The organism is Streptomyces sp. NPDC040589 (genome assembly GCF_055594445.1).
Window position 1 is genome coordinate 215,806 of the sequence record NZ_JBVIWP010000007.1, and the last position, 14,125, is coordinate 229,930.

At 71.4% G+C, this 14,125-nt stretch carries 8 protein-coding genes; 5 read left to right on the forward strand and 3 right to left on the reverse strand.

The window, feature by feature from the left end:
- Window positions 1-5: 5 nt before the first annotated feature.
- Both ACZ58V_RS29135 and ACZ58V_RS29140 read right to left on the reverse strand, forming a co-directional pair.
- Window positions 6-1,355: an ABC transporter substrate-binding protein gene (locus ACZ58V_RS29135; RefSeq protein ID WP_471293548.1), complete on the reverse strand. Its 1,350-nt coding sequence runs from the start codon at window positions 1,353-1,355 to the stop codon at window positions 6-8.
- 23 nt (window positions 1,356-1,378) lie between these two features.
- Complete coding sequence (locus ACZ58V_RS29140; protein WP_468191998.1) at window positions 1,379-2,437, reverse strand: LacI family DNA-binding transcriptional regulator; 1,059 nt, start codon at window positions 2,435-2,437, stop codon at window positions 1,379-1,381.
- Between the two features lie 263 nt (window positions 2,438-2,700).
- Between ACZ58V_RS29140 and ACZ58V_RS29145 the strand changes: the two genes are divergently transcribed.
- A complete protein-coding gene (locus ACZ58V_RS29145; RefSeq protein WP_471293551.1) occupies window positions 2,701-5,802 on the forward strand; it encodes a beta-N-acetylglucosaminidase domain-containing protein in 3,102 nt (1,033 codons plus the stop codon).
- 55 nt (window positions 5,803-5,857) lie between these two features.
- Here ACZ58V_RS29145 and ACZ58V_RS29150 read toward each other — a convergent pair whose 3' ends face one another.
- Window positions 5,858-6,622 (reverse strand): sugar isomerase domain-containing protein, encoded by a 765-nt coding sequence (locus tag ACZ58V_RS29150; protein ID WP_468192004.1) that lies wholly within the window; start codon window positions 6,620-6,622, stop codon window positions 5,858-5,860.
- A 153-nt stretch (window positions 6,623-6,775) separates the two neighbouring features.
- Here ACZ58V_RS29150 and ACZ58V_RS29155 point away from each other — a divergent pair, with 153 nt between their 5' ends.
- The 4 genes from ACZ58V_RS29155 to ACZ58V_RS29170 all read left to right on the forward strand — a co-directional run bounded on the left by ACZ58V_RS29155 (window position 6,776) and on the right by ACZ58V_RS29170 (window position 14,124).
- Window positions 6,776-7,660, forward strand: coding sequence for a MurR/RpiR family transcriptional regulator (locus ACZ58V_RS29155; RefSeq protein WP_189721595.1), 885 nt, complete (start codon window positions 6,776-6,778; stop codon window positions 7,658-7,660).
- Window positions 7,661-7,769: 109 nt separating this feature from the next.
- Complete coding sequence (locus tag ACZ58V_RS29160) at window positions 7,770-11,978, forward strand: glycoside hydrolase family 38 N-terminal domain-containing protein (RefSeq protein WP_471293554.1); 4,209 nt, start codon at window positions 7,770-7,772, stop codon at window positions 11,976-11,978.
- Window positions 11,975-12,622, forward strand: coding sequence for a peptidyl-prolyl cis-trans isomerase (locus ACZ58V_RS29165; RefSeq protein ID WP_471293557.1), 648 nt, complete (start codon window positions 11,975-11,977; stop codon window positions 12,620-12,622). The genes ACZ58V_RS29160 and ACZ58V_RS29165 overlap by 4 nt, the downstream gene beginning before the upstream one ends.
- 128 nt (window positions 12,623-12,750) lie before the next feature.
- Entirely contained in the window at window positions 12,751-14,124 is a 1,374-nt protein-coding gene (locus ACZ58V_RS29170) for an extracellular solute-binding protein (RefSeq protein WP_471293559.1), read from the forward strand.
- Window position 14,125: the final 1 nt, after the last annotated feature.

Sequence of the window (14,125 nt, forward strand, 5' to 3'; positions counted from 1 at the left end):
TCCTCCTAACGTCCGGCCTGGTCACGAAAATCCGCCGCGGTCTGCTTCAGGGCCTGCCGTGGGGTCAGGGTGCCGCGGTAGGCGCGCAAGAGGTTGCCCGCGAGGACGTCGTAGAGGATCGACTGGTCCGGGCTCTGGTGGAACGGGGGCACGTCCGGGAGCAGCGAACGGTAGAGGCCGAACAGCCGCTGGCCGCCGCAGAATTCGTCTTTGTACGCACCGAGGCGCGGATCCTCGTACACGGACCGCCGCGTGGGCAGATAGCCGGTCTCGGTGAACCGCCGCACCTGGCCCTCGTGAGTGAGCCACGTCCTGAAGAGGAACTCCGTGGCCGCCCGGGTGTTGGCCTTGTCCTTGATGACACCGAAGCCCGTCCCGCCGAGCGCGGCGGTCACGCCGCCACCCCCGGCGAACCGGGGCAGGGCACGCACGCGCCACTTGCCCTTCTGCTCGGGCACGTTGGGCAACAGGCCGTAGTTCTTGTACCAGATCGCCATGGGCAGACCGATGACCCGGCCGCTCTTCAGCGCGGTCTGCATGGCGGCCCCGTAGTAGTCGGCCACGTCGATGACGAACCCGCTGCGCAGCCCCTCGCAGAGGAACCGCAGCACCTCCTCGGCCTCCGGCGAGTCCAGCCGCAGCTTCCCGTCGGCGTCGAAGAACGCGCCGCCGCGCTGGTAGAGCAGCATCTGGAAGGACTGCACGACCTGGCCCGGGTCACTGCCCACCGTGGAGACGACGCACATCGACGCGTTGTGGTCCCGGTACACCCGGGCACCGGCCTCGGCGAACTCTTCCCAGGTCTGGTCGCCTTGAAGGAGCCCGTACTCGTCGAAGAGGTCCTCGCGGTAGAAGTACACGACCATCGGGGTGTCCGAGTCGAAGGCGTAGACCTGGCCGTCCCGGCTGAAGGGGGCGGTGCGGGCGGGCAGCAGGTCGTCCTTGAGGCCGGGCACGGCCTCGATGTCGGGCGTGAAGTCGTGCAGCAGCCGTTCGGCGATGTCGCCGCGCAACATGCGCGGGAAGCTGCCGATCTCGAAGCCCACCAGGTCGGGTGTGCCGCGTCCCGCGACGGCCTGGGCGAGCAGCTTGGTGACGATGTCCGAGGGCCCGGAGCGGGTGACCTTCAGGTGATAGCGGAAGTCGGTGGCGCGGTCGGCCTGCGGGACGCCCTTCACGAAGAACGCCTCGTAGCCCGGGTCATGGGTCCACAGGGAGAGGGTGACGTCGCCGGAGGTGCGGGGCGTCGTATCGTCCGTTCCGCAGGCGGAGAGTGCGGCGGCCGTACCGAGGCCGAGGGCTCCGCGCAGCAGGGCGCGGCGGGTCGGAGGGGCAGGGGGCGGTGGGGTGTACACACGTGACTCCTCACGTGGTGCGGCTACGGGCGGGGATGCGCGGGGCCCGGATCGCGTATCGGGCCGGTGGAGGCCCGTACGGTCAACTCGACCGCCTGGTCGGCGGGTTCGGCCGGTGCGGCTCGGCCCTCGATGAGGGCGATCAGTACGTCGACGGCGCGGTCGGCGACGGCGGCGAAGTTCTGCCGGACGGTGGTCAACGGCGGGGAGAGATAGGCGGCGGCGGGGATGTCGTCATAGCCGACGACGCTCACGTCACCGGGGACGGCGCGGCCCGCGTCGGCGAACGCGCGCAGGGCGCCGATGGCCATGTCGTCGTTGGCGGCGAACACGGCCGTGACATCGGAGAGCCGGGCGAGCTGCCGTCCGGCGGCGTACCCGGAGGCCGGGCTCCAGTCGCCGGGTGACGGCAGGGGCGGTTCGGGCGCGCCGGCGGCGGCGAGGGCCTCGCGCCAGCCGCGCAGACGGTCACGGGCGGCCCACCAGTCCTGCGGGCCGGGCAGGTGCCAGACGGTGCGGTGCCCCAGGGACAGCAGATGCTCGGTGGCCATCCGGGCGGCCGAGATGCCGTCGCCGCCGACCACGGCACAGGTGCCCTGGGCGAGTTCCACGCCCTCACCGACGCTGACCACCGGCACATCGGAGCTGAGCCTGAGCGGCACGCCGTCGTCGATGGGCTCGGACAGCACGATCCCGTCGACTCCCTGCTCCAGCAGCGCGTCCACGGCGACGGAGACCTTCTGCCCTTCCAGGGTGCTGGCCAGGGCGACGGAGTACCCGGCGCGCTGCATCGCGCGTTCCAGGGCGATGAGCAGGGTCGACGGGCCGTAGAGCGAACTGCCCAGCGAGACCACGCCGATCCGCCGGTAGCGGCCGAGGAGCAGGGCCCGGGCCGCGGTGTTGGGACGGTAGTCCAGTTCGCGGATGACCCTCAGGACGCGGTCGCGTACCTCCGGGCTGACGTGCGGCTCGCCGTTGACGACCCGCGAGACGGTCTTCTGCGACACCCCGGCGGCCCGCGCGACCTCGGTCATGCCGGGACCACGACGGCGACGGCCGCCTTCTGCTCCGGTCGTCGTCATGAGGTCTCCCAGGGGTGGTGGCACCGGCGTGGACTACGTAGTCAGCCACATCCCGCTGCCGGTAAGGGCTGGCATGACTACGTAGTCACGCCAGTGTGGGAGTCCCGGCAGACGGCGTCAATGACCCGGACGGAACCGATCCACGACGCCCCATTGATTGATCTATTCAGCATCTCTAGCATCACTCGGTGGCTCCATTCACCCCTCCCTCTCTGGCCACGGGGTCACGGGCCTCGCGCCCGCGGCACCCGGAAGGAGAATCCGTGTTCCCAGCCACTCGTCTCAGACTGCCCGCCGCCGCGCTGCTGCTGGCACTGGGCCTCACGCTCGCGCAGGTGCCGCCTTCGGCCGCCGCACCGGACGAGCCCCCGAAGAACGCCCTGCCCCAGGTGTGGCCACGGCCGAAGAGCATGCACGCGGGGCCGGGCCGGCTCACGGTTCCCGAGCGGGTCGTGGCGGTCGTCGGGCGCGGGACCGACCCGTCGGCCCGCCGGGTCGTCGAGACCGTCCTGCGCGACGCCGGAGCCAAGCGGATCGTGACGGCCGACAAGCCGCCCGCGAAGGCCGGGTTCACCGTCTTCCTCGGCGGCCCGAAGGAGAACACCGCGACGGCCTCGGCCCTGAAGCGCCTCAAGGCCCCCTCCCCCGCCGGACTGCCCTCCGGCGGCTACGTCCTCGCCTCCGGCCGCGAGGACGGCCGCACCCTCCTCGCGCTGTCCGGCACCGACCGCACCGGCACCTTCTACGCCGCCCAGACCCTGCGCCAACTGGTCACGAGGACCGTGCCCGTGGTGACCGTCCGGGACTGGCCCACGGCTTCGCTGCGCGGGGTGATCGAGGGCTTCTACGGCACCCCCTGGTCGCACGCCGAGCGGCTGGACCAGCTCGACTTCTACGGCCGCACCAAGCAGAACGTCTACGTCTACTCCCCCAAGGACGACCCCTACCTGCGCGCCCAGTGGCGTGACGAGTACCCGGCCGCCGAGCTGGCGCAGCTCCGTGAGCTGGTCGACCGGGCCGACGCCAACCACGTCCGCTTCACCTACGCCCTCTCCCCCGGACTGTCGGTCTGCTACTCCTCGGCCGCCGACATCAAGGCCCTCACCCGCAAGTTCGACTCGCTGTACGCCATCGGCGTGCGCTCCTTCGCGATCCCGCTGGACGACATCAGCTACACGAAGTGGAACTGCGCCGCCGACGAGAAGGAGTTCGGCACGGGCGGCGGTGCGGCGGGGGCGGCGCAGGCGCGTCTGCTCAACGAGGTCTGGAAGGACTTCTCGGCCGGCCACTCCGGCCTGCACCCCCTGGAGATGGTCCCCACCGAGTACTCCGACCTCGCCGACTCCCCCTACAAGAAGGCGCTGCGGGAGAAGCTGGACCCGTCGGTGGTCGTGGAGTGGACCGGCGTCGGCGTGATCGCCCCCACCATCACCGCCGACCAGGTCGCGAAGGCCCGTGAGGTCTACGGCCATCCGATCCTGGTCTGGGACAACTACCCGGTGAACGACTACGTCACCAGCCGTCTCCTGCTCGGCCCCTACACCGGCCGCGAGCCCGGCGTGGCGAAGGCGGCGACCGGGGTGACCGCCAACCCGATGGTCCAGGGCGAGGCGAGCCGGCTCGCCCTGTTCACCTCCGCGGCCTATCTGTGGAACCCGGACGCCTACGACCCGCGGGCCGCGTTCCTCGCCTCCGTCCGCGACCTGGCCGGGCCTGATGCCGCCAAGTGGCTGCGGATCTTCGCCGAGAACAACTACTCGTCCCAGCTGGACCCGACCGAGTCCCCGACGCTGAGCGCCCTCATCGCCTCGTTCCGTAAGGCGTACGAGGAGGACTCGGGCCTCGACCGTGCCGCGGCCGCGCTCCGGTCGTACTTCGGCGACATGGCCGCCACACCCCGTGAACTCCGGTCCCGCCTCGCCAACCCCGGGTTCCTCCAGGAGACCTCGGCCTGGCTGGACAAGCTGGGCCGCTACGGCAGCGCGGGGCAAACGGCCGTGGAGCTGCTGCTGGCCGGCAAGCGCGGTGACTCCGACGCGGTCACCACGTACTGGAACCGGCTCAGGTCCCAGCGCAAGGAACTCGACGCGATCCCCCAGCAGGTGTCGCCGGGCGTGATGGACCGGTTCCTGTACACGGCGATGATCGAGAACGCGCCCGACCCGGGTGTGGACGCGGCCTTCGCGCCCGGTTCCGTCAGTCTGAAGCCGGGCGGGTCCGCGAAGATCACGCTCTCCTTCTCCGACACGGCCGCCACCGCCGCCCGGACAGTGGCGTGGAAGCTGACCGTCCCCGACGGCGTCACCGTCACGCCCGCCGAGGGCACCTCGACCGTCCCGGCCGGGGGCAGCGCGTCCGCGACGGTCACCGTCACGGCCGGGGAGAACGCGAGTGCCGGAGTGCGGTCCGTCGGAGTCTCGGGCGACGGCGTCCTCGACCGGGCGCTCCCGGTCCAGGTCACCGACGGCACAGGTTCCTCGCGGGCCCTGACGGCCGACTTCAGCGGAGCGTCGGTCAGTTCCGTCGACCTGTCCTCGAGGAAGACCACGAACATCGCCGTGGGCGCCAACCCCGGTGAAGTGGTGACGAGCGCGGACGGACGCACCGCCTACGCGGCCAACCAGGGCTCGGACACGGTCAGCGTGATCGACGTGGCGCAGGACGAGGTCACCGCCACGGTCCCCGTCGGCAAGGTCCCCGCCGGGCTCGCGCTCACCCCGGACGGCCGCACCCTCTGGGTCGCCAACTACACGGACGGCACCGTCCAGCCCGTCGACACGGCCTCCCTCACCCCGGGAGCGCCCGTCCAGGTCGGCAACGGGCCCGAGAACCTGGCGATCACGCCTGACGGCCGGACGCTCTACGTGCCCAACATCAAGGACAACACGGTCACCCCGGTCGACCTGACCACCCGGAAGGCCGCTGCCGCCGTCCCCGTCGGTCCGAGCCCGTTCAACGTCGTGGCCGCGCCGGACGGGAAGACGGTGTACGTGTCCAACTCCGGTGGCTCGACGGTCACTCCGATCGACACGGCCACGAACGACACCGGGCCGACCCTCCTGGTCTCCGGCCAGGCCTACGGCCTCGCCCTGTCACCGGACGGCCGGACCCTGTGGGTCAGCCCCAGCACCGGCGACACCGTCACGCCCGTCGACACGGTCACCGGCGCCCCCGGCAAGGCGGTGACGGTCGGCAGGTCCGCCTTCGACGTCGCCCTGGACTGGAACGGCGGCACGGCGTACGTCACCACCGCAGACGCGGGCGCCCTGGTCCCCGTCGACACGGAGTCGGGTGCCGTCGGGGCGCCGCTGACGACCGGCGCGTATCCGCTGGCCGTCGCGCTGACGCCCGTGCCGGTGAAGTGAGACGGGAACGGCCGGGGTCCCGGTGAGGGACTCCGGCCGTTTCGTGCGGTCCGGTTCAGCTCGCGGTGCGGCGGATCCGGCCCGCGTACTTCTTCTCCAGCTCCAGGTTGCCCTCGAAACCGCCGGGCACGTTGGCCGAGACGTAGACCGGAGGGCGTTCGCCGGCGGCGATGAGGCGTCCGGCGGCCTCGGCGACGGTCATCTGGACCAGCATCACGCCGGTGAGCGTGGACAGGGCGCAGACCGAGCCGCCGCCGGGGAGTTCGAGCAGGGAGTCGCCGCGCGGGGCCGCGTTGTCGAGGACGACGTCGGCGATGTCGGCCAGCTTCCGCCCGCTGGGATGGGCGGCGGGGACGGCCCGGGTGTGGGTGAGGGAGGTGAGGGCCAGGACGCGGTGGCCGTGTTCCTTGGCGTGCAGGGCCATCTCCACGATGACGTTGTTGACGCCGGAGTTGGAGATGACGACGAACAGGTCCTGGGGGTTCGGGGCGGCGAGGTCGTAGATCCGCCGCGCCACTCCGGCCTGCCGTTCGAGGAGCGGGTCGTCGAGCACGGCCGGGTCCTCACCGCCGTAGAGGACGAGGTCGGCGATGCTCAGCCGGTTGGTGGGGACCAGTCCGCCGGCGCGGCCGGCGAGTTCGAGGACGAGGGCCTGCGAGTGGCCCGTGCCGAAGGCGTGGACGACACCGTCCGCGCGGACGCACTCGGCGACCAGGCCGGCGGCGGCCGCCACCTCGTCGCGGGCGGACTCGATGACCTGCTGGAGGACGGCGAGGCTCTCCCGCGCGAACCCCTGGGCGCTCACAGACTCGACGGACACGCGACACACTCCCCACTGATGGATTGAACCACCCTATACTTCTCCATCGATGAATCAATAAATCGTCCTTCAATAAATCACACGGCTCGTCGGCGTTCAATCGGGTCCTGGTATTCAAGTCATGCCTCGAAGGGTGGCTGGTACCTTCTCCCCATGCCTCCCACGGACGTCACCACACTGATCCGCACCGAGCTGCCCCGGCTGGCGGGCTCCCTGCGGAAGGTCGGCGAGCTGATCCTGGAGGATCCGGCCGCCGTCACCCACTGCTCGGCCGCCGAGCTGGGCCGCCGCACCGGCACCTCCCAGGCGACCGTGACCCGTTTCTGCCGGGCCATCGGGCTGGACTCCTACCAGCACCTGCTGATCGAACTGGCCCAGGAGCGCGGGCGGGGCGAGGTCTCCGACTGGGGCACCGCCGAGATCGGCCCGGACATCTCGCCGGACGACAGCCTGGAGCGGGTCGTGCAGGTCGTCGGCACGGCGGACCTGCGAGCCATCCAGCAGACCATCGACCGGATCGACCTCGACGCGCTCGAACGCGCGGCCCAGGCCCTGGCCCGTGCGCGGCGCATCGATGTCTACGGCGTCGGCGGCAGCGGCGCGGTGACCCAGGAGACGGAGACCCGGCTGTTCCGCATCGGCTGCTCGGTCCGCGCCTGGACCGAAGTGCACGCGGCCGCCACCTCGGCGGCCCTGCTCACCCCGGCGGACGTGGCCATCGGCATCTCCCACTCCGGTACGACCCGCGAGACCCTCGAACCGTTCGAGATGGCCAAGGAGCGCGGCGCCACCACCATCGCCCTGACCACCGACCCGCGCTCGCCGCTGTCCAGGTCCGCCGACATCCGGCTCATCCCGTCCTCCTCGGAGACCAGCTTCCGGGCCGAGAGCATCAGCAGCCGGCACTCCGTGCTGATGCTCGTGGACTGCCTCTACGTCCGGGTCGCCCAGCTCACCTACCAGCGCGCGAGCGCCTCACTGGCACTGACCGACCACATCACCCCGCAGCACGCGGTGAAGTCCCGCCGGACCAAGTGAGCATGGCCGAGGGTGCATGGATGAACCACCAAGTTGACGTGAAGATGGTTGTTTGAATCATTCCTGCCGTGCAGGATGGGGCTCCCCCCAGAGCACTCGTAGGAGCCCCATGCGTGTCACCTCTGTCGAGTCGACCGAGCTCTTCACCGGGACCACCGAGCAGCCGCGCCAAGTGGTGGCCGTCGAGCTGAGCCACGCCCCGGGCCGGACCGTCCGGCTCACCGTCGGGGGCCCGGGCCTCACCGGCACCACGGAGACCACCGTCGGCGAGGACGGCACCGTACGGGCCGAGATACCCGTGACCGGCGAGGACCTGGTCCCCAGCGACCGCCGCGAGATCACCGTCACCGCCACGGACGGGGACGAAGTCACCACCCGCACCGGCGAGTTCACGGCGGCCGAACCCGGCTGGACCATGTTCATGGTCAGCCACTTCCACTACGACCCCGTCTGGTGGAACACCCAGGGCGCCTACACCGAGACCTGGGACGTCGCCGACGACCCGGCGACGAGCGGACTGCCCGCCCGTACCTTCGACTCGCGCGGCCAGTCCGGCATGAGTCTGGTCCGGGCCCACTGCGACCTGGCCCGCCGCGACCCGGCGTACACCTTCGTGCTAGCCGAGGTCGACTACCTCAAGCCCTACTGGGACTCCTTCCCGGAGGAGCGCGCCTTCCTGCGGCAGCTGATCCGCACCGGCCGCGTGGAGATCATGGGCGGCACCTACAACGAGCCCAACACCAACCTCACCGGCGCCGAGGCGACCGTGCGCAACGCCCTGTACGGCGACGGCTTCCAGCGCGGGATCATCGGCGCCTCGCCCGAGACGGCCTGGCAGCTGGACGCCTTCGGGCACGACCCGCAGTTCCCGGGGCTGATGGCGGACGCGGGGGTCACCTCCAGTTCGTGGGCGCGCGGGCCCTTCCACCAGTGGGGGCCCACGCTGTCGGTGTTCGGCGAGGAGCCGAGGGACCCGGGCCGGATGCAGTTCCCGGCCGAGTTCGACTGGATCGCCCCGTCGGGGCGCGGCCTGCTCACCGCGTACATGGTCAACCACTACGGCGCCGGCTGGGCGATCGACAACGCGCCCACCCTGCCGGAGGCGAACGCCGCCGCTTACAAGCTGTTCCAGCGGCTCAAGAAGGTCGCCCTGACCCGCAACGTGCTGCTGCCGGTGGGCGGGGACTACGCGCCGCCGTGCCGCTGGGTCATGGACATCCACCGCGACTGGAACGCCCGGTACGTGTGGCCGCGGTTCATCAGCGCGATCCCCCGGGACTTCTTCGCCGCCGTCCGCGCGGAACTGGAGGCGGAGGGCCGCAAGGCCTCCCCGCAGACGCGTGACATGAACCCGATCTACACCGGCAAGGACGTCTCCTACATCGACACGAAGCAGGCCCAGCGCCACGGCGAGTCCCTCCTCGCCGACGCCGAGGCCTGGGCGACGCTCGCCTCGCTCGTCACCGGGCACCCCTATCCGGACGCGGCCCTGGACAAGGCCTGGCGGCAGCTCGTCTACGGCGCCCACCACGACGCCATCACCGGCTCGGAGTCGGACCAGGTGTACATCGACCTGATGACCGGCTGGCGGGAGCTGCACGACCTGGCCGGGAGCGTGCACGCCGACGCGACCCAGGCCCTGGCCGACCAGGTCGCCCCCGGCGACGGCCCCGACCTGGTCGTGTTCAACTCCGCGACCTGGGCGCGGCGGGACGTGCTGACGGTCGACGACCCGGGGCTCGTCCCCCGGGGACTCCCGGCGGTCCGCGAGGACGGCCGCCTGCATGTCGTCGTCCCGGAGGTACCCGGCATGGGTCTGAAGGCGTTCCCGCTCGCCGAGGGGACGGTCCCCGGATGGGAACCCGCCGAGGGCCTCACCATCCGCAACGAGTTCTACGAGGTGACGGTCGACCCGGCACGCGGCGGTGGCGTCAGCAGTCTGCGCGCCCTGACCGAGGGCGGCCGGGAGCTGCTGCGGCCCGGGGACATCGGCAACGAGATCGTCGTCCAGGAGGAGTACCCGAGGCATCCGCGCTTCGGCGAGGGCCCCTGGCACCTCACCCCGACCGGCACGACCGCCGCCCGCAGCCGGGACGTGACCGCCGAGGTCCGCGCCGAGCACTCCGCCGCAGGTTCCCGGATCACCGTCACCGCCGACCTCGGCCTCTTCCGCTGCACCCAGCGCCTGACACTGTGGCAGGGCGTCGACCGGCTCGACGTCACCACGACCGTCGACGGGTACGACGGCGCCGACCGGCTGATCCGCGTGCGCTGGCCGTCGGACGTGCGGGGCGGGCTGCCGGTGCACGAGGTGGCCGACGCGGTGATCGGGCGCGGGTTCGGGTTCGTGGAGGTCGACAGCGAGCGGTTCCCGTGGACGCTGGACAACCCGGCGAACACCTGGTTCGGCCTCGGTTCCACCGCACGGGTCGCGGTGCACGACGAATCCGGCGCACTCCTCGGGCACCGCTCGATCGGCGTCGCCGAACTCGTCTACGCCGACTGGGACACGGCGGGCGACCTCGGGGCCCCGCTCGCGGCGGCCCTGGTCCGGGCCGGGGTCACGGCGACGTCGACCATCGCGGGCGGCCCCCGCTACGGCGACCTGGAGGTCGACTCCAACCTCCCCGACATCCGGATCGCCGTCGGCGGCCCCGACCGCAACAGCGTGGTCGCCGAGGCCCTCGGCTGGGACCCGGCGGCCGGACGGGAACTCGGGCGGCAGCTCGCCGAGCGGGGCGTGGCCGCCGTCTGGGTCGCGCCGCGCGCCTCGCTGCGCGAGGAGTGGATCCCCGGCGCCGACCTGCGCGACCTGGAACGCCTGCCGCTACTGGTGGTGGCGGGCGCCCGCCCCGAGGACGACGCCAAGGCGGTCGACGCGATCGTCGCCGACCTGGACGACTTCACGGTGACGGCCACGGCCGCCGGTGGCGGCGAGGCACTCCCACCCGGTGACGCCTGGGACGGGCGCGGCTTCGCGGTCCTCAACCGTGGCACGCCCGGCTGTGTGGTCACCTCCTCCGGCGACCTCTACATGTCCCTGATGCGCTCCTGCACCGGCTGGCCGTCCGGCATCTGGGTGGACCCGCCGCGCCGGACCGCCCCCGACGGGTCGGGGTTCCAGCTCCAGCGCTGGTCGCACACCTTCGAGTACGCCGTCGTCGCGGGCCCGGGCGACTGGCGCGAACTGCGCCTGCCCCGGGCCGGGCACGCGTACAACCGCCCGCTGACGGCACGGCTGCGGCGGTCCTCGGGCGCCCTCCCCAGAGAGGTCGCCCTGCTGCGCCTGGAATCCGACGGCGAGGTGCTGCTCGACGCGTTGAAGCCGGCCGGCTCCCCGCTGGCCCGGGGCAGCGCGGCGCCCGTGGATCCGGGGAAGGGCGTCGTCGTCCGCGTGCACGAGGCCGACGGACGCCCGGCGCGGGCACGGGTGTCCGGCCCGGCGGCCTGGTCGGCGGGCACCCGCGCCGACGTCCTGGAGACGTCCGGGGAGCCACTCGCCCCGGACGGGGACGGCGCCTTGGGGGTCGGGCTGTCCGGCTTCGAGGTCGCCACGATCCTGGCCACACCGGCCCACGCGCCGGACCTCGCACCCGGGCCGGGCACCGACGCCCACGAGCCCGCCCAGCCGATCGCCACCCGCTACTGGCTCCACAACTCCGGCCCCGCCCCGCGCGGCAACATGCCCGTCGCGGTCTACCTCTCCCCCACCACCCTCACCGCCGACGGCCCGGTCACCGCGACGGTCCGGGTCTCCTCGGAACTCACCGACGCCCCCGTGTCGGGCACGGTGACCTTCGAGACCCCACCCGGCTGGACCACCGACCCCGCCGAACTCCCCTACGCCCTCGGCCCCGGCGGCTTCACCCTCACCGACATCACGGTGACACCGCCCCCGGAGGCGACCCCCGGCCGGCACTGGCTCGCGGCCCGGCTGTCGTACGGCGGCCAGATGTACGAGGACGTGGTGGCCCTGGACGTACCGGACGGGCACACCGGCCCGACTCTGCTGACGGATCTGGGAGTCGAGCGCGTGACCGTCCGCCGGGGAGAACGGGCCCGGGTCCCCGTGACCCTGCGGAACCCCACCCACGGCCCCGTCAACGGCACGATCTGGGCCGTCTCCTCCTGGGGCACGTGGCCGGGGGTCGCCCCGGGCTGCCAGGGCTTCACGGTGCCCGGTGGGGAGCGGGTCGAGTCCGTGATCGAGGTGGACGGCGACGCGGTGCCGCCCGGGTCGTACTGGCTGATGGCGAAGATCGCCTGGCACGGCTGCGTGGCGTACACGAAGGCCGTGGAGCTGGTGGTGACGCCATGAGGGAGGACTACGCAGCATCCGTCGACGGCACCCCGATCCCGAGGGAAAGCGTGGCAGCTTTCTTGAACGCCGGCTCGACATCGCCCTCCAGGGGCGCGGGGAACCGCGCGACCAGCCACCACGGCGCCGCACGTGCGGACCGCCAACGACGACGCTGGGCAACCCAGGTGGTCATCACAGACGAACTCGCCCGCCGGGCCTGTGCGCGACGAAGCCTCGCCCCACCGGACGACGTCCTGCCGATGCAGCTGCTCACCGTCCCCGAAACCGACATCGCCGACCTCGGCAGCATCATCGCCGCAGCCCTGTCCCACTCCCCCGCCGCCCGAGCCCTCCTGGCCGACCTGGAACACGAGCAGGACATCCCCGAGGCGGCCGTACGGGACTACTACGACCGCAACCAGGACCGCTTCCTCACCCCCGATGCCCTACGCCGCGGCGTCGACCCCTACGACGAACCAGCGACCTCGGACATCCAGCCGTACGGGCACGTACGCCACGGCATCGAACGCGACCTACGCCGAGCCGCCGCCCGACGCGCCTTCTTCAACTGGCTCGACAAGGCCCGGACCGACATCGAGTACGCCGAAGGCCACGAGCACCCCGGCGACCCCTCGCACCCGGACCACGAACACCGGCACTGATCGCCGTACGCAACCGAACAGCAACACGGCAAACCATTGACCTCCGATGAATTCTGGTCCACATTTTCATCAATCGAAGTCCAACTTGGTGATTTGATCCAGCGACGACTGGTCCCAGGAGGGCAGCAATGCACGCAAGAAGACTCACCGGTTCCCTGACCTGTCTGGTCGTCCTGACCCTGACGGCCGCCGGCTGCGGCCTGTCCGGCGGCGGCTCCGACGGCGGTGACGCCACGGCCGGCGGCTGCAAGGTCGACCAGGGCAACGTCGGTTCCGGCAAGCTCTCCGGCGAGGTCAAGGGAAAGGTCACCTTCCAGACCACCAACCTGAAGAAGGACTTCGGGAAGTACTTCAACGGCGTCATCGACGCCTTCGAGCAGGCCCACCCCGGCACCAAGGTCAACTGGATCGACGACCCGGGCGACGCCACCTTCACCCAGCGCCTGGTCGCCGACGCACAGGGCTGCACGCTCCCGGACGTGGTGAACATCAACGTCAACACGGCGGTGGCGCTGACGAAGAACGGCTATCTGCTCAACCTGGACAACAAGGCGCCGGACGCGGGCAAGCCGTTCGCCCCCGCGCTGTGGAAGTCCAGCATGTACGCCGACGCGGACGGCACGAAGGTGCACAGCGTGCTGCCCTGGTACTCCGGCGGCATCGTGCAGACCTTCAACACCGACCTGATGAAGAAGGCGGGCCTGGACCCGGCCAAACCTCCGACGACCGTGCTCGGCCTGTTCGACGACGCCGAGAAGGTGGCCAAGGCCTCCGGCGGCAAGTACTACGCGTTCCTCGCCAACCCGCAGCTGCGCATCCCGGCCGACTGGCAGCAGATGGGCATCGAGGTCCTCTCGGCCGACGGCAAGAAGTTCACCTTCGCCGACGACCCGAAGACGGCGCAGTGGGTCGAGGCCATGGCCAAGCTCTACAAGGCCGGTGGCATGCCCCGGGACTCCCTGTCCTCCACGCAGGACCCGGCGAACGTCTACGGCCAGGGCAAGCTCGTCTACGGCCCCACCAACCCCAACTTCCTGCGGTTCATCCAGCAGAACAACCCGAGCGTCTACAAGAAGACCGGCGTCGCCCCCTTCATGCTCGACGCCCTCGGCCACACCGTCGGCGCCCCGCAGTACGTCGGCGTCGCGTCCACGAGCAAGAACGCCTCCACCGCGCTGGCCTTCGCACAGTTCCTGACGAACGCCGAGAACCAGCTCGCCTGGGCCAAGGACCCGAACGTCGTCATCTTCCCCTCCACCACGGCCTCGCTGAACGACCCGTTCTTCCAGTCGGTCAAGGGCGACGACCCCTTCGCCGAGGCCCGCAAGATCGTCGCCAGTGACCGCAAGACCGCCACGGCCGACGAGATCGCCCTGACGCCCGGTGAGCTGAACGCCATCTCGGCCCAGATCCAGCTGGCCATGCAGGGCAAGAAGAGCGCCGAGGACGCTCTGAAGGAGGCACAGTCCAAGGCGAACCAGCTGATCGAGCAGGGCAGCTGAG